21 protein-coding genes are annotated in these 25,750 nt (G+C 56.6%); 8 read left to right on the forward strand and 13 right to left on the reverse strand.

Annotated elements, in window-relative coordinates; translation table 11 throughout:
• Positions 1-271: 271 nt before the first annotated feature.
• The 3 genes from JOD78_RS28125 to JOD78_RS25155 all read right to left on the reverse strand — a co-directional run bounded on the left by JOD78_RS28125 (position 272) and on the right by JOD78_RS25155 (position 4,445).
• On the reverse strand, positions 272-2,485 hold the full coding sequence (locus tag JOD78_RS28125) for a S8 family peptidase (protein WP_209569285.1): 2,214 nt from the start codon (positions 2,483-2,485) through the stop codon (positions 272-274).
• A 4-nt stretch (positions 2,486-2,489) separates the two neighbouring features.
• The gene (locus tag JOD78_RS25150) at positions 2,490-3,575 is read right to left on the reverse strand and encodes an AAA family ATPase (RefSeq protein WP_209570851.1); all 1,086 of its coding nucleotides are present in this window, start codon (positions 3,573-3,575) and stop codon (positions 2,490-2,492) included.
• Between the two features lie 297 nt (positions 3,576-3,872).
• A complete protein-coding gene (locus tag JOD78_RS25155) occupies positions 3,873-4,445 on the reverse strand; it encodes a hypothetical protein (RefSeq protein WP_209569283.1) in 573 nt (190 codons plus the stop codon).
• A 481-nt stretch (positions 4,446-4,926) separates the two neighbouring features.
• On the opposite strand from JOD78_RS25155, the gene JOD78_RS25160 reads away from it, so the two are divergent.
• Positions 4,927-7,143, forward strand: a complete 2,217-nt coding sequence (locus JOD78_RS25160; protein ID WP_121045711.1) for an OsmC domain/YcaO domain-containing protein — start codon at positions 4,927-4,929, stop codon at positions 7,141-7,143.
• A gap of 118 nt (positions 7,144-7,261) precedes the next feature.
• On the opposite strand, the gene JOD78_RS25165 is transcribed toward JOD78_RS25160, so the two are convergent.
• The 10 genes from JOD78_RS25165 to tssJ all read right to left on the reverse strand — a co-directional run bounded on the left by JOD78_RS25165 (position 7,262) and on the right by tssJ (position 18,543).
• Positions 7,262-7,855, reverse strand: a complete 594-nt coding sequence (locus JOD78_RS25165; RefSeq protein WP_209569282.1) for a hypothetical protein — start codon at positions 7,853-7,855, stop codon at positions 7,262-7,264.
• Positions 7,856-8,240: 385 nt separating this feature from the next.
• Positions 8,241-8,483: a hypothetical protein gene (locus JOD78_RS25170; protein ID WP_121045713.1), complete on the reverse strand. Its 243-nt coding sequence runs from the start codon at positions 8,481-8,483 to the stop codon at positions 8,241-8,243.
• Between the two features lie 8 nt (positions 8,484-8,491).
• On the reverse strand, positions 8,492-9,082 hold the full coding sequence (locus tag JOD78_RS25175; protein ID WP_121045714.1) for a hypothetical protein: 591 nt from the start codon (positions 9,080-9,082) through the stop codon (positions 8,492-8,494).
• A gap of 139 nt (positions 9,083-9,221) precedes the next feature.
• Positions 9,222-10,025 carry a hypothetical protein gene (locus JOD78_RS25180; protein WP_121045715.1) on the reverse strand — a complete coding sequence of 268 codons (804 nt, stop codon included), beginning with the start codon at positions 10,023-10,025 and terminating at the stop codon, positions 9,222-9,224.
• A gap of 336 nt (positions 10,026-10,361) precedes the next feature.
• Positions 10,362-11,327 carry a hypothetical protein gene (locus JOD78_RS25185; RefSeq protein ID WP_227022558.1) on the reverse strand — a complete coding sequence of 322 codons (966 nt, stop codon included), beginning with the start codon at positions 11,325-11,327 and terminating at the stop codon, positions 10,362-10,364.
• On the reverse strand, positions 11,324-12,748 hold the full coding sequence (locus tag JOD78_RS25190; RefSeq protein ID WP_121045716.1) for a hypothetical protein: 1,425 nt from the start codon (positions 12,746-12,748) through the stop codon (positions 11,324-11,326). Before JOD78_RS25190 ends, JOD78_RS25185 begins: the two co-directional genes overlap by 4 nt.
• Positions 12,749-12,768: 20 nt before the next feature.
• A complete protein-coding gene (locus JOD78_RS25195; RefSeq protein ID WP_134134467.1) occupies positions 12,769-15,702 on the reverse strand; it encodes a type VI secretion system Vgr family protein in 2,934 nt (977 codons plus the stop codon).
• A 39-nt stretch (positions 15,703-15,741) separates the two neighbouring features.
• Positions 15,742-16,521 (reverse strand): type IVB secretion system protein IcmH/DotU, encoded by a 780-nt coding sequence (gene icmH / locus JOD78_RS25200; RefSeq protein ID WP_121045718.1) that lies wholly within the window; start codon positions 16,519-16,521, stop codon positions 15,742-15,744.
• Positions 16,518-17,864, reverse strand: a complete 1,347-nt coding sequence (tssK, locus tag JOD78_RS25205; protein ID WP_039783881.1) for a type VI secretion system baseplate subunit TssK — start codon at positions 17,862-17,864, stop codon at positions 16,518-16,520. Before tssK ends, icmH begins: the two co-directional genes overlap by 4 nt.
• A gap of 61 nt (positions 17,865-17,925) precedes the next feature.
• A complete protein-coding gene (gene tssJ / locus JOD78_RS25210) occupies positions 17,926-18,543 on the reverse strand; it encodes a type VI secretion system lipoprotein TssJ (protein WP_279379800.1) in 618 nt (205 codons plus the stop codon).
• A gap of 379 nt (positions 18,544-18,922) precedes the next feature.
• On the opposite strand from tssJ, the gene JOD78_RS25215 reads away from it, so the two are divergent.
• The 7 genes from JOD78_RS25215 (at position 18,923) to tssG (ending at position 25,748) form a co-directional block, all read left to right on the forward strand.
• Positions 18,923-19,549 (forward strand): tetratricopeptide repeat protein, encoded by a 627-nt coding sequence (locus JOD78_RS25215; RefSeq protein ID WP_134134468.1) that lies wholly within the window; start codon positions 18,923-18,925, stop codon positions 19,547-19,549.
• Between the two features lie 91 nt (positions 19,550-19,640).
• Positions 19,641-20,141: a type VI secretion system contractile sheath small subunit gene (tssB, locus tag JOD78_RS25220; RefSeq protein ID WP_034330819.1), complete on the forward strand. Its 501-nt coding sequence runs from the start codon at positions 19,641-19,643 to the stop codon at positions 20,139-20,141.
• 11 nt (positions 20,142-20,152) lie between these two features.
• Positions 20,153-21,646 carry a type VI secretion system contractile sheath large subunit gene (tssC, locus tag JOD78_RS25225; protein ID WP_134134470.1) on the forward strand — a complete coding sequence of 498 codons (1,494 nt, stop codon included), beginning with the start codon at positions 20,153-20,155 and terminating at the stop codon, positions 21,644-21,646.
• Positions 21,647-21,680: 34 nt separating this feature from the next.
• On the forward strand, positions 21,681-22,172 hold the full coding sequence (locus JOD78_RS25230) for a type VI secretion system tube protein Hcp (RefSeq protein ID WP_034330822.1): 492 nt from the start codon (positions 21,681-21,683) through the stop codon (positions 22,170-22,172).
• A 190-nt stretch (positions 22,173-22,362) separates the two neighbouring features.
• Positions 22,363-22,851 carry a type VI secretion system baseplate subunit TssE gene (tssE, locus tag JOD78_RS25235; protein ID WP_121045721.1) on the forward strand — a complete coding sequence of 163 codons (489 nt, stop codon included), beginning with the start codon at positions 22,363-22,365 and terminating at the stop codon, positions 22,849-22,851.
• Positions 22,852-24,696, forward strand: coding sequence for a type VI secretion system baseplate subunit TssF (gene tssF / locus JOD78_RS25240; RefSeq protein ID WP_121045722.1), 1,845 nt, complete (start codon positions 22,852-22,854; stop codon positions 24,694-24,696). It begins immediately after the preceding gene.
• On the forward strand, positions 24,660-25,748 hold the full coding sequence (gene tssG / locus JOD78_RS25245) for a type VI secretion system baseplate subunit TssG (protein WP_121045723.1): 1,089 nt from the start codon (positions 24,660-24,662) through the stop codon (positions 25,746-25,748). Before tssF ends, tssG begins: the two co-directional genes overlap by 37 nt.
• Positions 25,749-25,750: the final 2 nt, after the last annotated feature.

The raw sequence follows: 25,750 nt of genomic DNA on the forward strand, positions 1-25,750 counted from the left end.
TTCAGGTACCGCGCGCGCGGTTGCCCCCACCCCGCGCCTGCCCGCTACATAGGTCGGTTTTGACTCAAATTTGCATCAGCCGTCGAAGCTGGTCCAGCCTGTGGCGCAGGCGTGTTCTGTAGACATCCAATCTGACGCGTTTTGACGCACCCAGAAGGCTCTTTTAGCAGGCAGGGTAATCCACCGTACTGGCAGCGTTTTTTAACGCTCTCATGGGCAGAAAAAAGCCCATGTTCGAAAACACGGGCTTTTTATAGTTCGGAACGGTGAATTACGTTTTTCCGCTTCCGGTTCTGATTTGGACTTCCTGGCGAATATCAACGGGCTGCAACGTTTGATAGCGCTGACGAATATTGTTATACACCCCAGGCGTATCCTCGGCAATTAGGGTAACCACCATGGCATAGGGTAGTGGAGGAAGAGAGCTGTTGTCTGTGCTCTGGCCGGACTCCCTTGCACCGTAAGTTATGTCGAAAAGTGGATCGTCCAACGTTTCAGCATTGAATCTGTGCTCTTGTTTGAGGGTCGTTTCCCACTTCTGCTCATCGGTCCGCGCCTGTAACTCCGACGTGTACATTTTCGATGCGGAGAAAAAGGTCATCGTCTTCTTGGAAGCTCTCTTTGGACGGAAATATACGGTTAAGCCGGCACGCGTGTAATTTACGGCGTGTTCAGGGTCTGTTTGACTTGCAAAACATAAGGTGGCGCGTAACGTAACTCGCCCATTTAAAGGGAGCGAGGGGAACGGAATGAAAGCACGGAGGTTTTGCCCCGCGGTTAACGTCCCCTGGTATATGACACGAACTTCGTTATCTTCGCACGTCAACACATCCTCAACAGTTTGGGGGAAACACCCGTAGCCGACATGGCTCATTAGCATACCTTCGGGCCGTCGCGCGTGTTGAGCCATTAGCGCCTTTACCGCTAGCATTGTCAACGGTGAATTCAAGGATGCTTTCACACCGACTCCGATTCGAAGCGTGGCAGGTGCGCTGAAGCTGGTCCCTGATGTGTAAGTGTATTGGTTCGCCAGCGGGTTGTAGACGACGAACGGTTCGTCATCTGAGCCTCCAAACGAAACCCCATCGGGCTTGACCATCCCCGGACTGCGGCCGGGGCCGTGAGAACTGTACGTGGCTCTCTGCCAATCTGTTCCGTTGGTGTCGCAGGCTCCAACGGCGATTGCATTGACCATATCCGAGGGGGGCTGTACCCGGCACTCTGGCCAAGGTTTATCACCATCGTTGCCTACTGCAATGGTCGCAAATGTTTCTCCGGTCGCCAAATGTTTGTCGATCAAGGCGGTCCAAGGATGAACTTCGTCGTCTTCTATTGGCATATAAGGGCCAACACTGAAATTCACAAAGTCCAGCTTTTGCGCGGAAAGAACTCCATCGATCTGACTGAGAACCGCGTAGAGATCAACGTCTGGAACCCCGTCTTGTAACTGAAGCTCGGGGCTAATGCATCGGTAATGATGAACATTCGCATAAGGTTGTGGAAACTCCCCGGTAGTCTCATCCAAGTGCCCGAAAAGGAATGCGCTGGTCACTCCGTTGCCATGGCTCAAATATGCCGATGAAGTTGTTTCGGTCCCAGGGAGGATTGTTTCGGTTGCCCACGTACTTAGATCGGAATGTCCCAATCCGCCATCGAATATTCCCACGCGCAGCTTCTGGTCCAACGCCGGTACTGTTGGAAGCTGGCTCACCGCGACATTCGAGGCCCGCATTCCTCGACCACCAATTCTAAGCGACGGCATTACCCGGACGGCCCGAAGAAGCTGAAATAGTCCCAAAGTCGAAGCTTGACTCGGTGGAAGTGTTACAGGAACAAACGTTAGTCCGGCAACACATAAAGCGCGGCTAACCTGAGTTGTTCCCCCCAGGGAATTTACATAGCTAGAGAAGGACTCAAGAATATCTTTGTCGTCGGCAGAAGCATGCAGTACCGCTTCCAACATAATCGGCCTCTCGCTTTTGACCGAAACTAGATTTTTGTCCTGCTCAGTAAAGGGAAGGATCGACTCGAAACGACAAAAGGCTTTTTGATGTGTCGCCGCCGTTTGCGGTGACATCAGCATCGTCTCAAGGCGAGAGAACGATTTTTCTATGCCAGCGACATATAGAACCGCCGTGAAAATTGCCTCCCCATTGGATGAGCCTGTTCTAGTAAGTCTTCGAGGCGTGACATATGTCGAGCGACTACCAATGCACCGTAGTCCACTAGCAGAAAGAAGCGCATTTGGATGGTGGGTCTTAGCGAGAAATGCAGGATGCAAAACAAACTTGGCGACAGACTCACCTCTGGTCTTTACTTCCTGTGGCAAAGACGATCGCACAGCCCGGAGTTCTTCCAGTTGCTGGCCAAGGAGTTGTCGCTGTTCTCCAATCTGATAGGGATACTTTTTGGGGCCCGATGAACGCTTAAGTTCATAAGGGGATGTTAAGGTTTCTCCGTAGCCAAGAATAATATTTGTTGCCACCACTTCACTCTCCCAAATAACGTTTTATTACGCTGCTTACAGTTGGATGTGTTTTCCCGAAGTGAGTAGCGATATCTCTGCGAGAATGACCTTCGAAAAACATAAGCAGCATTTCGCCATCGAGCGGCTTAGCCATCCCACCTTTCGATAAACGCAATTTGATTGCATTGCGAACCAAATTCGGAACAAGTTCGGTTCTCTCAAGTAAAGCTGTTTTCCGAGCCGACATTACAATTTGCCCGACGGAGCTAAACGATTCGCCATGTAAGAGAGATGCCAGGCTAACTCGTACCTGCTCTGATTCGACAAACTCGGCAAGGTACTCCTGAATCAATTGGCGGCCGGGAGGTTCGAACTTGAGAACGTGATCGAATCGCCTCCATACCGCGGGATCTAAGAGTTCTCCGTGATTGGTAGCAGCTATTAATAGAGCATTGGCTGGCCAGTCATCTAAAGCCTGCAATAGAACGTTAACAAGTCGCTTCAGCTCGCCAACATCAGTTTCGTCGTCTCTTCGTTTGGCGATAGCATCAAACTCGTCAAGTAGTAGGACACACGGTCTTGTCATTGCATGATCAAAGACCGCACGCAGGTTGTTCCCTGTTTTTCCCAAGAAACTGCTCATGACTGTCGCAAGATTGAGCGTTAGTAGAGGAAGTTTGAGTTCCTGTGCCATCCAATGTGCCGCTAACGTTTTCCCCACGCCAGGCTGCCCGCAAAAAAGGAGCGTGCGCGCTGGGGCAAGGCCTTCTTTTAGCAGTTCTTCCAGGCTATCCCATTCTCTCAACACCCCATCGAGGGTCGTTTGCGTAGGCAGATCTAGAATGGGTCGCTTCTCCAGCGAAACGGGGAAAATAGTTTCGACCAACTCCATCCGCGAGTCTGCGTCAACAGGTATAGGCGCAAACTCGGTGGCGCCGCGCATAACATGCTCAGTCGACAGAAATTTTGACATCTCTTGAGCGAGCTCCAAATCAGTTTGTTTCAACTTGGAAGCAAAACGGCCCACGGCGAGTGCGAAGGCACTGCGAGACCCTGTCATTCCGGTCTTAATAATGTTGAGTAGCTCTTTTTTTGGAAAATTTTCCACGTAATTCTCTTTAAATCAATGAGTTGCGATTGGCGGTAAATTATTTAATGTTGATTCTATTTTATTTTTTCCATTATTGCTAGGCGTTTTCGGATCGCCGGCGCGATGGTGGCCCAAGAAGTCTAGTGTTTCGCAATTGGTGAGATTTCTTGCGGTGACTGAACTCTTGATTCTCGTAAATTTGCCGTTATGGATTTTTCGGAAGGGGCTGCTAAGACAAACGCCCGCGTGAAGCGGGCGTTTGTCTTGGTAGTGGACGTCAATTTGTTGCGTGGTGATCTTCGCTTGATCTGATAGTCAGCTAAAAGAACGGAAAGCGTCATAGGCACGGCAGAGGCCCCACGAGAACATCCCATAACTCAAAAGGCCGAGAAAAATGCAGCCAATGTTGGCGGCGAATCCTGCGCGCTTGACTCCTGGTCGCGTTGACGCATAAAGCCACTGAGACAAGTAGGTTACGCCGGACAACACAGCGCTCAATAGGACGCCTAGGGCAAATGGAATGAGAACTTGGGAGAACTGTGGCACCAACGGGGCGGAGTTCTCGCTGAGATGCCCTATGAATGCCAACATGGCTATAGATGCACCACCATTAAGCAAGAAGCCGGTTTTGATCGCGGCTTGCCCTGAGGAAATTACTGAGCGGAACATTTCTAGTTGCCCTTCGTGAGCCCGTTTTATCTGCTCCATTTGGCTCTGCATTTGCAACTTGAATTGCTCCACCTCCAAGGGTGTGGGATCGGATGCGGCAGTGTTTTCGTAGTTGGCAAGATAGGTTATCAATGCGTCACATACAATCGTTTCGTTGCCCTTGGCCTTAATTCCCTCGATAAGCTCTCGTAGCTCTTTTGCAAAGTCCTTTGCCTTCACTTGGCCCCCTATTTGTTTTGATTTGCAAGCATAGCATTCGCATCTGCGATGACGAATTCCGCTTCGCAATTATCAAACGAACCTGGCCCAATAAGGGCTTGCGAGGCGATAAATTTGCCAATTGCGAAGCAAAAAATGAACTAAGTATTTGATATAATTGAATTTCGCGCCGGACTTGTAATCAGGGGGTGGCGGGTTCAAGTCCTGCAGCCAGCACCAAATACCGAAGCGGCTCACAGCGATGTGAGCCGTTTTCTTTTGGTTCGCAATCTTGCAGGCCCATCGTGATCCAGCAGCGCGCTGCGTGCTCAACATGGGCCGGCAACGCTGGTGCAACCGCACTAGGCTATCATCGAAGCTCTTTTGCGCGACGACTGCCGGACTCGCTCCACGGCCGTCGCCGTCGTCGCGACAAAATTGTGGGCCGCTGTCGCTCGCACGCCTTACCGCCATCTCTTCGGTTCATTCTCGGAATCTCGCCATGGAAATCAAAGTCAACTTCCTCGACAAGCTGCGTCTTGAAGCCAAGTTCGACGACTTTACCGTCATCGCCGACCAGCCCATCCGCTACAAGGGAGACGGTTCGGCGCCGGGTCCCTTTGATTACTTCCTGGCGTCATCGGCCCTGTGCGCAGCGTATTTCGTGAAGCTGTACTGCAATACGCGCAACATCTCCACCGAGAATATCCGCCTGTCGCAGAACAACATCGTCGACCCGGAAAACCGCTACCAGCAGACTTTCAAGATCCAGGTCGAACTGCCACCCGACATCGAGGAAGCAGACCGCCGCGGCATCCTGCGTTCCATCGAGCGCTGTACCGTCAAGAAGGTGGTGCAGCAGGGACCGGAATTCATCATCGAAGAAGTGGAGAGCCTGGACGCCGACGCACAATCGCTGCTGACGCTCAAGCCCGAGGCTGGCACGAGCACGCACATCCTGGGCAAGGACCTGCCGCTGGAACAGACCATCGCCAACATGTCCGGCTTGCTGGCGGACCTGGGTATCAAGATCGAGATCGCTTCGTGGCGCAACATCATTCCCAATGTGTGGTCGCTGCACATTCGCGACGCGCACTCGCCGATGTGCTTCACCAACGGCAAGGGCGCCACCAAGGAAAGTGCGCTGGCTTCGGCGCTGGGCGAGTACATCGAGCGCATCAGCAACAACCACTTCTATGCGGGTTCCTACTGGGGCGAGGAGCTCGCCAATGCGGAGTTCGTGCATTACCCCAACGAGCGCTGGTTCAAGCCCGGCCGCGGGGACAAATTGCCGAAGGAGATCCTGGACACGTATTGCCTGGAGATCTACAACCCCGATGGCGAGCTGCGCGCTTCGCATCTGGTCGATACCAATTCCGGCAACGCACAGCGCGGCATCTGCTCGCTGCCTTACGTGCGCCAGTCGGATGGCCAGGTGGTGTATTTCCCCTCCAACCTGGTCGAGAATCTCTTCGTCAGCAATGGCATGAGTGCCGGCAATACCTTGCCTGAAGCGCAGGTGCAGTGTCTGTCGGAGATTTTCGAGCGCGCGGTCAAGCGTGAAATCCTGGAAGGCGAGATTTGCCTGCCCGATGTTCCCCAGGAGGTCCTGGCAAAGTATCCCGGTATCGTGGCCGGTATCAAGGGACTGGAAGAACAGGGTTTCCCGGTACTGGTCAAGGATGCCTCGCTAGGTGGCGTCTATCCGGTGATGTGCGTGACCTTGATGAACCCGCGCACAGGCGGCGTGTTTGCTTCCTTCGGCGCACACCCGAGCTTTGAGGTAGCGCTGGAGCGCAGCCTGACGGAACTGCTGCAGGGACGCAGCTTCGAAGGGCTCAACGATCTGCCGCAGCCGACCTTCGAGAGCAATGCCGTCACGGAACCCAACAACTTCGTGGAGCACTTCATCGATTCGTCCGGCATCGTGTCCTGGCGCTTCTTCAGTGCCAAGGCGGATTACGCATTCGTGGAATGGGATTTTTCCGGCCAGGGCGAAGATTCCAACGCAGAGGAGGCCGCTACGCTGTTCGGTATTCTGGAGGAGATGGGCAAGGAGGCCTATGTCGCTGTCTACGACCAACTGGGAGCGACCGCTTGCCGCATCCTGGTGCCGGGCTATTCCGAGGTGTATCCGGTCGAGGATCTGATCTGGGACAACACCAACAAGGCGCTGCTGTTCCGCGAGGATGTCCTGAACCTGCATCGTCTGGATGACAAGGCCCTGGCTGCCTTGCTCGATCGTCTGGAAAACAACGAGCTGGATGATTACTCGGACATCGCCACCCTGATCGGAATTGACTTCGATGAGAACACCGAGTGGGGCCAACTGACCGTCCTTGAACTGAAGCTGCTGATCAATCTGGCCCTGCAGCAGTTTGAAGAAGCGCACGACCTGGTCGGTGCCTTCCTGCAATACAACGACAACTCGGTGGAACGTGGCCTTTTCTACCAGGCGTTGAATGTCGTGCTGGAAGTGGAGCTGGATGATGAGCTGGAGCTATCCGACTATGAGACCAACTTCCGCCGCATGTTCGGCGACGTGCGCATGGATGCGGCCATCGGATCGGTGAACGGCAGCGTCCGCTTCTTTGGCTTGACGCCGACCAGCATGAAGCTCGAAGGGCTGGATCGCCATCAGCGCTTGCTGGATAGCTATCGCAAGCTGCACAAGGCGCGTGCCCTGTTTGCGCAGGCGGATTCTGCTTCAGCAGCTTGATGCAGTTGTCCTTGCTGCGGAAATGACCACTCGGCCTGATCTGCGATCAGGCCGTTTTTTCTTGTGCAAAGCCCGGGAAGATGCATCCATTCTTTCAACTTTCACCTGAAGCAGGCTTTCAAGGAATGGATGGGTCCCGGTAAGCGCTATCGATGACAACGCCGCGTCGTCGCAACGTCTCTTCAGCCTGATCCCGGTCTTGCTTCAATAGCGGCAATTCCGAAGTGAGTGCGTTTTGCCAATCTGATCGCTTTGCAGGCCCAACTATCTGACGTGCCTCTTCCTTGCTGCCAACCAGGGATAACTTGAGGAAGTAAGCGCCTGGCTTGTTTCTGTCAAGTCGTTCCATGTCGCGGGTCAGGGTCAAGGTCAGGTAAGCATTGTCAAGCTGGAAGCGCCATGTCGCATCAGCGGGAAGACTCATCCATTCATCCAGGTCAGGCACGTAGGCGGGATCCAGCGAGTGCACCGGTGAGGTGATGGCAAAGTGCAAGGCTTGCGCTCCTTTCAGCCGCGGCAGCGAGCGCTCTGTGTAGTGACGCCAGCCAGCGGCTCTTATGTTGTTCAGGATGCGCATCATTCTCTGCCTTGCCTCATCGTGCGGGATATGCTCTTCAGCGCCCAAGCCGGCGTAGATGTTCCATTCAATGATATTTTCGTCCGGGAAGTGGGAATCCTCGTTACCAGAAATTCCAAGAACATCATTGAGCATGAATGCGTGTGTGCCGTTGCGTATCTCCACGGCACCCAAGGCATCGCGAGGCCAGTCCACTGAATAAAAGTTGACGTTGGGGGGGGCTGTTGATCAGAACTATCTGATTTGGGTAGCGTGCGAGAAGTTCTTTGCCGGATTGATTGGCGCTGATTTCGATCTGATGGAGCATATTGATCGACTTCTCTGATTTGTCGGGAGAACAGGCGGTCAGGAGCGCGATGATCCAGAACATGGAAGTCATCGCGCCAACTCGGAATAGCCGGAATGCTTTCACTAGCATGAGCAATATAAAGTGAAGCTGCAGTGCGATCTCATTGTCTATTTGGTCTTGCCCGGCTTGGATAAGAGAGTCCTCATCTCGCTTTGGGTGGGTAGGCGATTATCAGAAGCCCGGCGGATCCCGATAGGCTTCGTCAATGTTGACTCCCTGTTTGCGCAAAGCGCTTTCGGCCTGCTGGCGCTCTTCTTTCAGCAGCTTCATTTCAGCGGGTAATGCTTGCTGCCAAACCGTCCGCTTGTCAGAGCCCACCAGTTGGCGGAATTGCTCTTTTTCACTCCGGAGGTTGAATTCAATGAAGTAGGCACCCGGCTGGTTGACGTCGTTCAGAGGATGATCGCGGGACAAGGCGATCGTCAGGTAGCCCTCCTTGCTCCAGAGTTTCCAAAGCGTGCGCCCGGGAAGATGCATCCATTCGTCCAGGGTTGGCTCGTAATCCGTATCCAGTCCATAAATGGAGGACGAGGATTCTGCATAGCGTAGTGCGTTTGCACCCGACAGGCGGGGGGGGCATCCGGATCGATATAGCGATGCCAGGAGGCCTTGCGCAGATTTGCACGAATGGATTGAAATTGCTTCCTTGCATCGTCGTGCATGATCAGACTGCTTTCCGCCAGGCCAGCATTGATGTTCCATTCGATGATGTTTTCGTTGGCAAATGAAGGCGAGTAATTCCCTGTTGCGCTCAACGCATGGTGAATGACAAACAGTGTCTCCGATGGCCCGATTTCAACTGTGCCGCGCGCGTCCTTGGTCCATCTGGCCGCATAGAACTTTGCGCCAGAGGGATGATCGCTCATCGAAAATAGTCCGGGATAGTTCTTGAGGATATCGTCGCCGGACTGGCCGAGTTGGATATGAATGCGCTCGTCCATTGCGCGGTGCTCGGCTCCGCTGCCATTGCCGCAGCCGCCCAGCATCGCGGTCGCCATAACGAAAATCAGCATTCTGCCTATCGTGGATTTGAATGCGTAGGACACACGAGTCCGCTGGTATTCAAGGGAGTAAAAGATGAATGCACTGGGAATTTCCTCAGCTTGATCGTCAGCGGGCAGAGATCACCATGCCAGCAATTCGTACCGGACGTTATTGGAAGACCGCCGGATCCTGATAAGCCTGATCGATGGTGACGTTGTCATTCTTCAGTTGCGCTTCCTTCTTTTCTCGCGCCTGCTTCAAGGTAGGTAGTTCCTTCCTGAATTCCATCTTCCAGTTGTCGAGTTTTTCATCATCGACATAGCCGCGCAGATAGGCGTCCTGCGCCGTCAATGAATAGGTAACGAAGTACGCACCACTCTTGTCCGGATCAAGCCGGTTGGGATCCCGGTACAGTTTGATTTCGAGGAACACGTGATCGGCGTAAAAGAGCCAGGGAGTGCCGTCAGCCAGCCTCATCCATTGCGCCAGCGACAGGTCATGCGAAGGGTCGAGCGGATAGCCGGAGTTCTTCAGCGCGTAGGCCAGCGCTTGTTCACCTTTGAGTCGCGGGCGGCTGATCGGGATTACCTTCGACCAACCTGCTGCGCTCAGTGCGTGCAGCAATACGGTAAATTGTTTGCGCGCGTCGTCATGGGAAATCGTTTCTGCATCGCTGACCCCACCATTCACGGACCACTGCGAAATATGCTCTGCCGCAAACCTGGCGGAAGCGGTTCCCGTGACGCTGAGCACGGACGGTATCGAAAACGATTGCGGACCATGGTCGAAGATGACCTTGCCCGGCTTGCTGGCCTGCCACTCAGCAGTGAAGAATTGGAGGTTGCCGGGGTGTTGGCTTGCCTTGAAACGGCTGGGATACGCTTCTTTGAGCGATGTCGCCGATTCGTGAATGTTGAGATGAATGGCCTCGCTCGTTACGGCGGATTCGGCAAGCGCATGCTTCCCATGCATACCCAAGGCTCCTAGCAAAAGCAAATATAAAGTGAAGCTGCAGTGCGATCTCATTGTCTATTTGGTCTTGCCCGGCTTGGATAAGAGAGTCCTCATCTCGCTTATTGCGGTCGCCATAACGAAAATCAGCATTCTGCCTATCGTGGATTTGAATGCGGTGGACACACGAGCCCGCTGGTATTCGAGGGAGTAAAAAGATGAATGCACCGGGAATTTCTCAGCGTGATCGTCAGCGGTCAGACAGAGCGTTCAGCCATTTGAAATTCTCCCCAACATCCAGGTAATGGATATCGATACCGTTGAGCACATGTCAGCTTTGAAGCCCTCCGTTTATCTTCATTCTTGATCGGAGTCCCATTGCCAGATTGTGGCGCCATATTGGGAATTCAGGCTTGGCATGGTCTCTCCGCGCTTGAATTTGCGTCGGGAATTCAGTTGGGCAGGCGTGAAATAATATCCATCCTCCGGGCACAGTTCTCCGCTTGCAACGCGTCGCTGGAAATCCTGCGGTGCGTTTAGCGATGTTATCTTCCGTTGATGGGCCACCTTCTTGACCAGCGTCCATGTACATGGAGCAGTCTGATGCAGAGCTTCTTCGCCGTATTTTTCCGAGGTACCAGGAATGTAGAGAGATTGCATTCCCAAGAATATGCTGCATTCGGGAGCCTCATCAATATCCGGGCCCAGGAACTGAGCACTGGAATTGGATTGGTCTGGAACATAGATGCCTGGTCTTGGTGGTGGCTGTCCTGTTCGCGCGGTGGTCGAAGGATCAAGCGCGTAGCCAGGCCAGGTATCCGGCGCATCGAGTGGCCCGCGATCCTCCGGCGTATAGCCGGGTGACAAGGTTCCGGCCGACCAGTATGCACCTAGAGTAGAAATGATGTTGCTCGCCCGGACGAGCGCCTGACTCAGCAGGTGCCGATACGTACGTACGCCTTCCTCGCCCATCCACTCGGCGGAAAATTCGAGCTGCCCCTTGAAGTCAGAGCGCACTCCATGCGCGCTGTTGAGCCCATCGAGGTCTCCATGAGACAGCTTGATATAACCGCTGCAGAGGCTGTCGAATGTATCTCGGAAGTTGGGAAGCACCTGCTCTCCCCAAACGATATCAGGCTGTTCAGGTAAAGCACGATTGCGGTAATCGGGAGGCAAGTTTTGCATGAACTGACTCAGCCGTGATTCTACAAATTCAAGTAGCTTGTGCCAGTTGTCTCGCAATTGGCCCAGGTATTCAAGAGATGTGTAACGTTCCAAGAGAAAAATCTCTTGTGGATCGAGATGGCCAGGAGAGTTAATCATTTCTTTTTCGACTCGTACCAATTGTTAGTGAGAACCGGGACACCAACCAGATCGGTCTTTTGACCGAATTCATCATAGCCCCAATGGGTAGGTTGTCGCTTGCTCACCAAGGCTTTCTTCAGGTCATCCGGATTGACCACAATTTGTCGTGCTCCACCTTCAAGCACATAGCTTGAATTCTTCAATTTCTGCGAAGCTACCACACCCTCCCACACCTTTAGGCCGCCTTCGGGAACAATGTAGGTAATCACTTCCCCGTTGCTATTCCAGCTTGCCCAGACTGCGAAGCGTTTGCGCCAGTCTGCTTTGCTCTGGAGCTTCTGGAATTCTTCTTCAGTCATCCAACAGATCGAATTGTCCGCTGACTTCGGGTCAAGCACCCGACGCAGTTTGGTGCCGGGGGGCAGGTCCAATGGTCGTATGGTATTGAAAGTGTCGTACGCATTTTTTGTGGCGAGCCCATCATCAAATCGAGGATACCCCGGGGGAATGGGGGGCGCTTTTTCCAGTGGAGGATACTTCAACGTCTTGGATTTGGTCGCCCAAGACGGAAGGTCTTTATCGAAAGCCTCCTTTTCTGCATCAGTGGTGGTTCTGCGGAAGCCATGTGGATTGACTGTGTTGAGACGGGCGCGATGGAGCATGTCCGATTCAATATCCAAGCGCCGGGCTAGCTGGTCCAACAGATCTTGTAGAGGTTTCAGCGCCTTGGCAAGCATCCGATCTGCTTGAGCGCGCACTTCATTTACCAGTTTCATCAGACCGATGGCGCGATCACCCAAAGCAGCTCCCCCCCATTTTCTGACCAACTCCAGAAGCGATAAAGTGGCTTTCTTCCCATCATCAAAGGCCGCAAGCAACTTGCCGACATTCACTTGGGCTTTTACTTCCCGCAGCTTCACGGCGAGATACTTATAGGGATTATCGATCTTCAATGCTCTCAGCGTTTTGACGACCTCAGGTCTAGCAAGAAAGCGGTTCAGGAGAGAAATGCTGAGTTCGATATATTTCGTCATATCGGGCAATACGGCGGTTGCCTTTCTGGCTGTTCCTAGTGAAGCGCGGCGTAGCGCCGAGAACATCACTTTGCCGCAGCCCTTCACCAACGATCCCAACGTCGGGAAGAGGCCGATCAGCGTCAAGCACAAAGCTACCCAGTGCCATACTTCATTGGGCTCCGAATGGATTTTCTTGCAGTTCGCGACGATATCCCGAACATCACAAATCTGGTCTACAAACGGGATCATCGAAACTACGGTACTCACCGCAGTTTGCGCTGTCGTCGGATTCTCGTTGAAATCACCCTGAATCACGCCCCAGAGCCATTCTCCTGCAGCCGAGAGATCTTTTCTCGCACTTGAGATCCACCGGCCAGGCGCAGAAGAAAACCAGGCCAGAGCATTTTCGAATTGGTCATTCATGGATTGATAGGAAAGCGCCGTTAAGAATTAAATTTTTCCTGCGCCTTTGCGACCAGCTCGGATAGGGGTTTCCAAGGTGACTCCGGATCGGGTGTCCTCGGTTCGTATTCCACATGGGTCGGCTTCTGGGGCACATTTTCATGATGCGCACTTCCTTTCGCATCCAATTTTCCTTGAATGGTGGCACCGTCCGAGAACTTGATTTTGTACGCGACGTCCCGCATCGGCTCTCCATAGACGTCCCGATAATTGATATCGATGAAGTTGCTTATTTCAGCATTGGGATCAGGCAGAGGGGATAGAGAGGCCGCCAGCGAGGCCCCACCCGGAAACGCATGCGTCCCCCCCTTCACCGAAAACGTCCCCGGACAGGCAAACGTGATATTCCCGCCCTCCAGCGTCACCGAAGCCTGCCCCGCCTGCAGCACGATCTTCTGGCGCGCCTTGATTTCGATACCTTCATTGACGCTGATGATACTCACATCCTTGTCTGCCAGGATCTCCAGCGCATCGGTATGCGCCTGCAAGGAAACCGGGCCATTGCCGGCGAAGGCCTGGATGCCGCCGTCGTGCGCAAACAGCGTGGCTGCCTTGCCCGCCGCGAGGCTGGCGGTGTCGGCGGCAGTCCAGTGGGTATCCCCCTGTGTGGTCCAGTGAAGGTTTTCGCCAGCGTAGAGCACGGTGGAAGCCGCACTGGCCCAGTTGACGTTGGTGGGTGACTCCATCAGTACAGCGGCCTTGCTGAACTTTTCGACCGGTTGCGAGCTGTCGCTTTCACGGGAGCCCGCCTGGCTCTTGAATGCGTCCTGACCATTGACGCTGGCCGGATGCTTGCCCTGATCCTGCGGGTCGATGACGGAGATGAAATCAGTCTTGGCCTGGTAGGCGTCCGCACTGTGCAGCGCCTGCTGCTGTGTGGCCGCCTCGCCCATGGTCTGCGCAAGTTGCTGCGCCCCCTTCAACTGCGCCACAGCTTCGTGGGCATCCATCTGCGTGCTGGTGACGCTGGCACCCGCAACCGGACGCGCCGTCGAGGAAATCAGCAAGCCCTCCGCACCGCGCACTACGCCCCAAGCGTCCGTACGCAGTTCAAAGCCCAGGCCGCGATAGTTGCCACGCTGGGCTCCGGTATCTGCCTGATCGATCAGATGGCCGAGATTGAGCTGGGATTTGCCCTGGCTCGAGGCCAGACGCATGCGCAGTTGCGACTGCGTATCGTCCACCACCCATTGATTGAAACCGCTGCCATCATGCGCCGTGCTGTGCCAGCCTGAAATCGTTCCGGCGTGGTTGGCGTCAGACTCGGTTCCCGCCGGGAAGGGCGGTACATCATTACCGTTGTAGAGTTGTGCGACCACGACCGGACGGTCAATGTCGCCCTCAATGAAATCGATCAGCACTTCGCTGCCGATGCGCGGCGTGAACTGGCTGCCCCAGTTGGGGCCGGACTGCGCTTCTGCCACGCGCACCCAGGTGCCGGAGGCGTCGTTGCCGGGGGCATTGCCGTCCTTGTCATCGAGATTGCCGGTCTCGCGCAAGCCGCCTGGATTGGGCGACTTCCCGCGCTGCCAGTGGAACTGGACTTTGACGCGGTGATTGCGGTCCGTGGTAACGGCCGCATCCGGCAGGCCGGTCACCAGCGCAGTCTGGGTGCCGCGCGCCGTGGGTTTGAGGCGCTCCGTGATTGCAGCAGGAACGATGGGGACTACCTCACGCACGGCGACGAAGCTGTTGCGGTAGGTCCCTGCCTTCAGGTCGTCCTCGGATACGCTGCCCGAAGAGGGCGTCTTGCCGAACAAATTTCCCAGCGAGGCGGGGGCGACCTGATCGAGGATCTGGGCAATGTTGCTGTCGAAGTTGTTGCGGGCGCTGTGGCTGACCGAGAGCAGCTTGAAGCGGTTCTCGCCTTCGGGATAGCGCTCATGCTGGCTCAGCGTGAATTGCGTTCCTGCACTGAGCTGGCGTGCCGCACCTGCGCCCTCAAAGCGCTTGTTCTGCATTTCCAAGGCCTGCAGCATCAACTGCGCATGGGTCGCGGCCGCCTCCTGGTCTGCAAAGTCCTGCTGGCCGGTGCCGTCGTAGACCGCCAAGGTAGGGACTTCGCCGGCATCCAGGCTGGAGCTCTCTTCGGCCGAAGGTGAAGAAATCTTCTCGGGATGCCAACTGGCCAGCGCCACTGCGTTGGAACGCACACTGCGCACGGCGCTGAAGTCGGTGATCGCATCGCTGGATTCGGTGGCGGCGATGCGGTGAAAGCGGATGCGCGTATCGCCGCCGGGAAGATCAGGTGCCTTGGCCTCGCGGTCGAAGATGACCAGCTTGTGTCGCGCCTGTTGCTGGCCGGAGGCCTGGCCTTGCTCACCCTCCTGCTGATGCTCGAAGCGGAAGTTCAGGCCCTCGCTGGCCAGGATGCGGCGCAGGAAGGCGAAATCACTCTCGCGGTATTGCGTGCAGATGTCGCGCTTGGACAGCGTCTGGGTGACATCCAGAGCGAAATTGGCTTGCGGGTATTCCTTCAGGACGGCGCTGGCGATGTCGGTAACGTTCATGTCCTGAAACAGGAAGCTGTCGCGGCGGCGGTCGAGGAAGGCCAGGAAGGATTCCAGCCGCAGCCTGTAGCGCGCCAGTCCGCCATCGGCCCCCAGCCACGAAGCCTGGGTGCAGTAGCCGTGCCAGGCGCGTCGGCTGCCGTCGGCCTGAAGCAGACGCAGGGTCAGTTCAGTACCGATGAACTGCTTGAGATCGAGATCGGTGGAAACCGAAAGGGCATCGATGTCGAACTGGAAGTTGTCATTGACGCTCTCCTGGCCGTGGAATCGCTCCACGACCAGGGATTCGGGCAATCCAGCTTCCTGCGCGCTGGCCAGCGTGATCAGGCGCGCGTGTTGCGACAGGCCAGGGCCGAAGAGTTGGTTGATGACGCTGGAAAGTGAATCGGGAAAAGGCAGATTCATCTGTGTGGCCTTCCAAGACTATCAGGGGAGAGATCGCGTTCAGGGCAGGGTGATGGTCAGGTTAGCGGTACGCGGTGCCAGCTTGACGATATCGGAATAGCCGGCCAGTCCGTTCTCCGTGCCGCTGGTCAGCATCCAGTTCAAGCCGAGGTACGCGAACAGGGCGATGAAGGCAAACAGCGAAGCCACCACCCACAGCGGCACATCATTGCGCAGCTTGTTGACGATGGCGTCAGGCCGCGCCCAATGTGGCGCGAAGCCGGCGCTCTTGCCCTTGAGATGGGCGATTTCGTCCCCCAGCCGTGCAGTCAGATAATTCAGTTTCTCCGGACCTTCCAGCGCGTACTTGCCCTGGAACCCCAGCAACAGGCACATGTGAAACACTTCCAGCGCCTGGATGTGCGCATTGCCGCGGACCCGCAGGTCTTCCAGCTGCTTGAAGAAATTTTCACCTGCCAGTTGATCGCCGAACATGGTCAGCTGCAGCGGACGGCGCTCCCAGGCGTCGCGGATGCCGAAGCTGGAGCGCAGGATGATTTCATCGACCGAGGCGCAGAACGCGTATTTGGCGGCGTAGACATCTTCCGGGGAGACGTCGAGTTTCTTCGCATTGCGTTCCACATCGCCCAGGAATTTCTGCATCTTCACCGAGAACGAAGCTTCATCCACCGGCGCGCTGCCATTCTTGAGCATGAAGAGCGCGTAGAAACCGTCATACATCAGATCCAGCAGCGAGCGCGCATTGACTGGCGCTGCGGCCATCTGGGACGGGGGGGGATGGTCCTGATCGAGCAGGGAAGGGGCCGAAGTCATGTTCATTGCGTCACCGCCAGGAGTTCGAGTTTGAGGTCACGGATGCCGGAAGGTACATAAATGCAGATCGATTGCGCCTGCAGCATGCGCTCATACATGGCACCCTTGCTTTCCAATGTGAAGTAATAGGTGTCGGGGCGCACGGGCAGGGCAGCCGGCACTTGCGGCGAGTGCACCAGCTTCACGCCGGGCAGTGCGGCCAGCACGAATTTCTCCACATCCTCGGGCGCGCCGATCTTGAAGCGCAGCGGCACCACATCCACCAGCTCGATGGCCGGCAGGTCGGCGTTGACGGCCAGGTAGAAACTGGTCTTCTCGTCGATCTTGCCCGAGTCCAGCATGCCCATGTGATACGACGGCTTGCTCTCGTGCAGGGCGATGGCGAAATAGCGTGACGAGATGACGGTATCGAGCAGCTCGCGGATGATGCCATCGAGCCGCGCAAACGGCGGACCAGGATCGCGATGGTCATACGGCGGCAGGTCCGCCAGCGCCAGGCTGCGCGAGAAGGTCATCAGCGAGCCGGCCAGTCCGAGCAATTGTTCATACAGGCGCTCGGGATGCAGCAGGGGATTGTTCAGATAGTGCGAGAGGCTGGCGTAAGCGGTGCTGGCCGTATGCAGCAGCCAGAAGGAGGTGATGTCACCCGATCGGAACTCCACCACGCTCTTGCTGGGTTCGCGATGATGTCCGTAGAGCGCGCTGACCTTGGCCTGCAACGCATCCAGCAGGCGGCGCAGGCGCAGGAACAGCAAGGGCGCCGCATGCACCGACAGGCTGGGGGCGACGAAATCGGGATCCAGTTCGAATCCTGATGAGCTTGCGCGGCGCAAGCGCACGATCGGAATGCATACCAGGGAGTCGCGCGGTTCGTTCTCGGAGACCAGCCGCACTGCCTTCTTCAAATAGCTCATCTCCGCCTTGGCCGCATCGGTGAAAAGATCCGGCGTCTCGATGTTGTCTTGAATGTAGCGACTGGACTGATGATTGCCGGTGCCCGAGGCGAAATTGCTGCCGAAGCTCTTCAGTGCCGGCAGGGCGGCGTAGAAGGTGACGGATTGTTGGGAAAGCGGGATTTCGGTCAGTTCGATAGGATCGGGCAGATCGTCGCCATCCGGTGCCTTGTAGATTTCCCCGTCCTGGAAGATGGCCGACAGTTCGAGGATGCGCAGCGTATTGTTGTTCAGGGCATCGCGGTCCACCTGCAGGGAGGAGATGCCCCAGCAGTAGGGATTGAGCGCCAGCGCGGTCTGGTGCAGGCGTGTTTCGTGATAATGATCCTGGCGCTGGAAATGCTGTGGCCGGAGGAAAAGACCTTCGCCCCAGAGGACTTTGTTGGAGTGATTCACTTGGATTGCCCCGTCGTGATGATTGTCATGTCGCGATATCCTGCGAATTGTTGTTTGAATTTCAATGACACTGAACCGGTGCCAGCATCAGATTCTTTTCCAGCGGCTTGCCCTGCATATCGATGGCCACGGCTCCCGCACCCACGGTCAATGAGCAGGATTGCAGGCCGACGGTAATGCCATTCTTCTCCGCTTCATCGGCCTTGAAGACGACACGCCAGCGCTGCGGTGCCGGATTGACGAACAGCGCCACGACACCGATGTAGCCGGCTTCATAACTGACCTTTTCGGAAATTTCATAGCGCTGGCCCGGTACCAGCGTGACTTCCTTGACCTCCAGCAGGTCGGCTCCCAAGGCTTCCTTTTCTTTTTGCGCACTCAGGAACGTGTCATATGACGCCTGTTGGAAACTAATGTTCTGCTTGAGCTTATAAATTTTTACCACCAGGGCCAGCGGCCGCTGCTGCGAATCGACATTGAGCGCCTTGGACGCGTGCAGCTTGATCGGCACGGTACGCGGCTGTTTCTGGGCGTCCGGGAGCTCGGGCGTGTCCGGCTTCTTCAGGCCGAGTGCCTCCAGCGTGGACTTGGCGGCCTGGGCGACCCCGGAGGCCGCGCCGACGGCGGCGCAGCCGGATAGAGAAAAAATGACAACTCCAGTTGTCAGGTGATTAATCAATCGGTTTTTCAACGCTGCCCCGTGCGGTTTATTGGATTTCTGATGAGCGATTTCTCGCGAGCCGAAAAAATTTTAGGAAGTCTTTACAGATTGTGGAACTGCATTTTCCCTTGAAGGTCTATGCGATACATTTGGACGAGCTTAAGTTCAAATTACTTAAAACTATTAAGTCGGGCAACAACCTGATAGTCGTGATTAGAACGTGGCGTAGTGAAAAAGTGCGGTTTCCAGAAGCATCAATTTCGCCAGAAAACTGCCGTCGCATCTCATTTGCAGCCTAAAAATCAGGAATCTCCGGAATTTTTCGGTGCCGACTAATTTGCTTGCGCGATGTCGTGCAAGGCTTTCTTAATGTCAAAAATATAAGGAGTGGTTTCCAATGCGTGCGAGCAAATTCAAGACAGGTCTGATCATTCCGGCGTTGCTGGCGGTGATGTTGGCGGGTTGTGCCAATACCCAGGGCAAGCCCAATCCGGAAGATGAGGCCAAGAACACGCTGGAAAGCGGAGTGGCCCAGGCCAATACCGCGCAGGCGGAAGGCAAGACCGACGAGGCCGTGTCGGTGCTGAAGGTAGTGGCAAGCCGCTTCCCTGCTGACAAGACGCCCTGGCTGCGTATCGCCCAGATCCGCTTCGATGCAGGTGATTACAGTGATGCGATCGTCAACGCCCAGGAAGCCCTCAAGCGCGATCCCGCCGACAAGGTCGCCAACAGCATCGTGACCGTCTCCGGTCTGCGTCTGGCCACCAAGTCGCTGGGGGATCTGCGCTCACAAAATGCATTGAATGGTTCGGTCAAGACCGAAGCACAGGACCTGACCAAGATCCTGCGTGAAAGCCTCGGCGAAAACACCTTAGTGCCCGCTCCGGCCAAGCCTGTTGCAGCGGTCCGTCCGCGCGGCAAGGCAGCCCGCAAGGCGGCTCCTGCACCGGCTGCAGATGCGGATGCCGGCAATGCCAGCAGTGGCGGTGGCAGCGGTCCCAATCCCTTTGGCAATCTGAAGTAAGGCGCGCCAGCGGGGGCAGCTTGTGCTGTCCCCGCTTTTCAAGCCGCCTCAGGCGAATGGGGCGTTCACTCAATACAGCAGCGGAGCAAACATGGCCAAAAGAGAAAGCATCCAGAAAAAACTGCAGAAAGTGCGTCCCCCGCGCGTGCAGATGACGTATGACGTCGAGATCGGTGACGCCATCGAGAAGAAGGAACTGGCCTTCGTCACCGGTGTGGTCGGTGATTTTGGCGGCAACTCGGAGGTGCCGCAGCCGCGCCTGAAGGATCGCAAGTTCATCAACATCGATCCCGACAATTTCGACGAAGTCATGAAGGGCATCGAGCCGCGCGCGGTCTATCGCGTCTCCAATGAGCTCTCCGACAAAGGCGGGGAATTCGCGGTGGAACTGAAGTTCCGCTCGATGGAAGACTTCCGTCCCGAGTCCGTGGTGCAGCAGGTCGAGCCGCTGCGCAAGCTGCTGGAAGCACGCACCAAGCTGGCCGATCTGCGCAACAAGATCGCCGGCAACGACAAGCTGGAAGACATCCTCAGCGACGTGCTCAACAGCACCGAGAAGCTGGCCGAACTCAGCAAGCAAACCAACAAGTAAAAGAGATCCCCATGTCCGCTCAAGCCAATACCGAAGCTGCCGCAAGTGCTGCGCCTGCCGCTGCTTCCAGCACTCTTCTGGATGACATCGTCGAACAAAGCAAGGTCGCCAAGTCCTCTTCCGAGCATGACCGCGCCAAGGATCTGATTACCGAACTGGTCAGCCAGGTCATGGAAGGGACAGTGGTCGTTTCCGATAACCTGTCGGCGACCCTGGATGCCCGCATTGCCGAACTGGATCATCTGATCTCGAACCAGGTCAGCGCCATCATGCATGCCCCCGAATTCCAGAAGCTCGAAGGCAGCTGGACAGGCCTGAACTACCTGGTGCGCAACACCACCGTTGGCGAGAATCAGAAGATCAAGATCCTCAACGCCACCAAGAAGGAACTGGTCAAGGACTTCAACTCGGCCCTGGAATTCGACCAGAGCGCCATGTTCAAGAAGGTATATGAAGAAGAATTCGGTACCTTCGGTGGCGCGCCTTTCGGTGCCTTGCTGGGCGATTACGAGATCACGCGCCAGCCTGAAGATATGTACTTCATCGAGCAGATGTCGCGCATCGCCGCTGCGTCGCACGCCCCCTTCATCACCGCCGCATCGCCTGAGCTGTTCGGCCTGGAGAGCTATGCCGACCTGGGCAAGCCGCGTGACCTGTCCAAGGTCTTCGATACGGTCGAATACGCCAAGTGGAAGTCCTTCCGCGAATCCGAGGATTCGCGCTATGTCGGCCTGACCCTGCCGCGCTTCCTCGGCCGTCTGCCATTCAATCCCAAGGATGGCACCACCGTTGAAGGCTTCAACTTCGTCGAGGATGTGGATGGCACCGACCACTCCAAATACCTGTGGTGCAACGCTGCCTATGCCTTCGGCAGCAAACTGACCAAGGCTTTCGAGGACTTCGGCTGGTGCGCGGCCATTCGCGGCGTGGAAGGTGGTGGCCTGGTCGAGGACCTGCCCACCCACACCTTCAAGACGGATGAAGGCGAAGTCGCCCTCAAGTGCCCCACCGAGATCGCCATCACCGACCGTCGCGAGAAAGAACTGTCGGATCTGGGCTTCATCTCGCTGGTCCACTGCAAGAACACGGATTATGCCGCCTTCTTCGGTGCCCAGTCCGCTCAGAAGCCCAAGAAGTACAACACGGATGCGGCCAATGCCAATGCGGTCCTGTCCTCGCAGTTGCAATACATCTTTGCCGTCTCGCGCATCGCTCACTACATGAAGTCGATGATGCGGGACAAGATCGGCAGCTTTGCTGCCGCTTCAAACGTCGAAGACTTCCTCAATCGCTGGATCGCGCAATACGTGCTGCTGGATGACAACGCCACGCAGGAAGCAAAAGCGCAATTCCCGCTGCGCGAAGCTTCGGTACAGGTGTCGGAAGTGCCGGGACGGCCAGGCGTTTATCGCGCCGTGTCGTTCTTGCGTCCGCATTTTCAGTTGGATGAACTGTCCGTGTCGCTCCGGCTGGTTGCGGAGCTGCCGCAGGCAGGTAAATCTTAACTATTTTTCCTCCCTCATGTTTACAGGATAAGTTATGGCAATTGACGTCTATCTGCAAATCGACGGCATCAAGGGTGAATCCACTGATGACCTGCACAAGGATTGGATCGAGTGCAAGACCGTTGACTGGGAAGTCCTGCAGCCGAAATCGGCAACCGCATCGACTGGTGGTGGCCACACCGCCGAGCGCTGCGAGCACAAGGACATCGTGTTCACCAAGGTGGCTGACCTGGCTTCGCCCCTGCTGCTGCAAAACTCTTCCTCGGGCAAGACCATCCCGAAGGCCAAGTTCGAATTCATGCGCGCCGACGGCAAGGGCGAGCGCGTCCGCTATTTCGAAATCGAACTGACCAACGTCATGATCAGCAGCGTCGCTCCCTCCATCGAGTCGGGCGAGATCCTGAACGAAGTGGTCGGCCTGAAGTACTCCACCGTCAAGTGGAAGTACACCCAGCAGAAGAAGGATGGCGGGACCGCCGGCAATACCTCGGGCGGTTGGGATCTGTCGACCAACAAGGTCATCTGAGGCAACCTTGCACTGAACGGATGAGCTGTCGGCAAAAGAACAGCCATTCATGAAGCGTATGACGTCCGCCGGTCTTCCGGCGGACTTCCGCTTTCAACACCGTGTGATTCACTATCAAGATCGTTGATTGGTCGGCCAGGCCAGTCGATTCACCCACCCGATAATTCGATCACCAGACGGGGGAAAGCATATGAAAGGCTTCGCGCCCAGCCTGTTTGACAAGCTGATGAATGATGGACCGCGTTCCTCCTTCAGCCCTGTCGTCAGCCGCCTTTCCATAGAAGAACTCAAGGATGCCGTCGCACGCGATCTGGAAGCGATGCTCAACACGCGCTCCGTCGTGCCCGAGGAATTGCTGCAGCAATATCCCGAATGCAGCACCTCCATCATCGCCTATGGTCTCAATGATTTTGCCGGGATGAGCCTGGCCAGCCTGGATGACCGCACTGCCATCTGCCATTCCCTGGAAGAAGCCATCTCCCGGCACGAGCCACGATTGCGCAACGTCAAGGCCACGCTGGAGATCCAGGAAGGTTCGATCAACCGCCTCAATTTCGCCATCAGTGCCTTGCTCGTGGTCAATGCGGCGCGCGAGACCGTCAATTTTGACGCCATCCTGCAGCCGTCCACCCTGCAATATTCGATCAGCAAGTCGCGAACCACGCGCATAGGAGTCTAAGTGCAAGAGCTGCTTCCCTATTACGAGCGCGAGCTGAGCTTCCTGCGGCGCTATTCCCGCGAGTTCTCCGAGCGCTATCCCAAGATCGCAGGCAGCCTGTTGATGGCCGGCGAGATCTGCGAGGATCCACATATCGAGCGCATGATCCAGTCCTATGCGCTGCTCAACGCGCGGGTCTCCAAGCGGCTTGATGACGACTACCCCGAATTCACCGAGGCCTTGTTCGAGGTCCTCTATCCGCATTACCTGCGACCTTTCCCCTCCTGCTCGATCGCGCGCATGGACTCTGCAGCCTCGGCTGCGCAGCTGACCAACGCCACCGTCATCCCGCGCGGGACGGCGCTATCCACGCGGCCGGTGAAGGGCGTGATCTGCCGGTTCCAGAGCGCTTACGATGTGCCGGTCGCGCCCATCCGGTTAGCACAGGCGGTCTTTTCTCCCATTATCGACGCGCCTGAAGCGGTAGTGTTGCCGACTTCGGTGACATCCTCCCTGTCCATCACCATCGAGACCACCACCGAGCAGGTGACCTTGTCCAAGCTGGGCCTGGCCTCGCTGCGCGTCTTCATCGATGGCGAGGCCTCGTTCTGCGCCGCCCTGCGTGACAGCCTCTTCATGCGCAGCACGGCTGCCTGGGTCGAGCTGGCGCGCAGCGGCCGCTGGACCGGGCTGCGCAAGGTCCCGCTGGCCGAGGTGGGGTTCGCTGAAGAGGACGCGCTGATCGACTTCCCGTCGCAATCGCATCCTGCTTATCGCCTGCTGACCGAGTATTTTGCCTTCCCCGAGAAATTCAATTTCTTCGACATCGATCTGTCGGCCATTCTCGCCGTCCTGCCGGCCGGGACCAAAAGCTTCACCTTGCACCTGGGCCTGTCCGGCTTGCGCGCCGATTCGCATATCGCCCGCCAGCTCGGCGGCGTCAGCGCGGCCAATCTGCTGCTGGGCTGCACGCCGGTCATCAACCTGTTCAGCCAGCGGGGAGATCCGATCCGCCTGACGCATGCGGGTGCCTCCTACCCGGTCCTGCCCGACGGGCGTCGTGCCTTCGGTTACGAGGTCTACTCGATTGATTCGGTCCAGTTGGTGCGCCAGACGCCGCAAGGCGAATCGATCACGCGTTTCCGCCCCTTCTATTCCCTGCGCCACGGCCAGGCTCCCGAGAGTGATGGTCATTACTGGGCCATGCGCCGTGATGAGTTGGTCGCCCTGAAAAGCCCCGGATATGAAACGGAGATCTCGATCGTCGATATCGATTTCGATCCGGCCAAGGTCGAGACCGATACCCTGAGCATCGAGCTGACCTGCACCAACCGTGACCTGCCTGCCTTGCTGACCTACGGCCTGCCGGGCGGAGACTTGAGTCTGGAAGGTGGCGGCGTGATCCGCACCGCCGCCCTGTTGCGCAAGCCGACGCTGCCTTCGCGCTTCGAGCGCGGACGCGGCGCGCAATGGCGTCTGATCTCGCATCTCTCGCTGAATCACCTCTCGCTCATGCGGGGCGGGCTGGAAGCCTTCCAGGAGATGCTCACGCTTTACGACCAATCCAATTCACCCATTTCGCAACGTCAGATCAGTGCCATCGCCGCCATTGATCACAAAGCCACCACCGCATGGTTGCCGGGCAATCCGTTCGCCAGCCTGGTGCGCGGCATCGAGGTCAAGCTGACCGTGGATGAAGAAGGTTTCGTCGGCAGCGGCTTGCACGCCTTCGCCGGCGTGATCGATCGCTTCATGGGTTTGTACGTCCACGCCAACAGCTTTTCGCAGTTGACCGTGATATCCAAAAGAACCGGGGAGGAACTGCTCAAATGCAGGCCACGCAGCGGAGATTTGAGCCTAGCGTGATCGAGCGGCTGTTCGCCGCTCCTCACCGCTTCCAGTTTTTCCAGGCCGTGCGCATGATCGAACTCTGGTTCAAGCGCAACGGAGTGCCGCATGAACGTGCGGTCAGTGATTTCCTGCGCTTTGCCAATCGCACCGTACTCGGCTTTCCTGCCAGTGAAATCGAGGGGATTGAGACCTATCCGCCGCGCGAAGATGAGACTATCTCCGTCGCTGACATGGAACAGGCACTGCGCAGCGGGCAGATGAAGTATGTGCGGCTGACGCCGACCTTCATGGGCTTCCTGGGCGGCAGCGGTTCGCTTCCTGCGCATTACACCGAGCGCATCGCCCGTCACCAGATCGAGCAGCGAGATGAAGGTCCGCGTGCTTTCCTGGATGCCTTTTCCACGCGTTCGCTCGCCCTGTTCTATCAGGCGTGGAGCAAGTACCGGCTGGCCTTTCAATACGAAGCCGGCCGCCGCGATACCTTCCTGCCGTTGCTGTTGTCCCTGTCCGGGCTCGGTTTCCGTTCATTGCGCGAGCGCCTGCAGGATATCGAGGGCAACGGAGTCCGCGACGAATCCCTGGCGCACTTCGCGGGGGCCTTCCGACACCGTCCCGCCTCGGCACCCTACATGCAGAAGGTATTGGGCGAGTATTTCTCGGTGCCGTTGCAGATCGAGCAGTTCGTCGGCTACTGGTACAAGGTGCCGCGCGAACACCAGACCATGCTGGGTTCGACCAATTCGGCCCTCGGCACGGCCATGGCCGGCGAGCGAGTCTGGCAGCGCGACCTGCGCATGCGTCTGCGCATCGGCCCGCTGGCGATGAAGGATTTCGAGCAGTTCCTGCCAGGGAAGAAGGCCTCCCTGGCCTTGGCGCGCATGTTGGGCATGTTCACCGGATCGACGCTCGAATATGAAGTGCAGCTGGTGCTGCGTGCGCAGGATGTCCGCGGGATGGCGCTTGCGGGCACAAATGAAGGAGGACGCCTGGGCTGGGATACCTTCATCGCCACCGCGCCCGAAACAAGGGACCGTGCCGATATCCGCTACGAAATTGCCGTTCAGTGATG

This window comes from Herbaspirillum sp. 1130, assembly GCF_017833835.1.
GTDB lineage: Bacteria > Pseudomonadota > Gammaproteobacteria > Burkholderiales > Burkholderiaceae_D > Herbaspirillum > Herbaspirillum huttiense.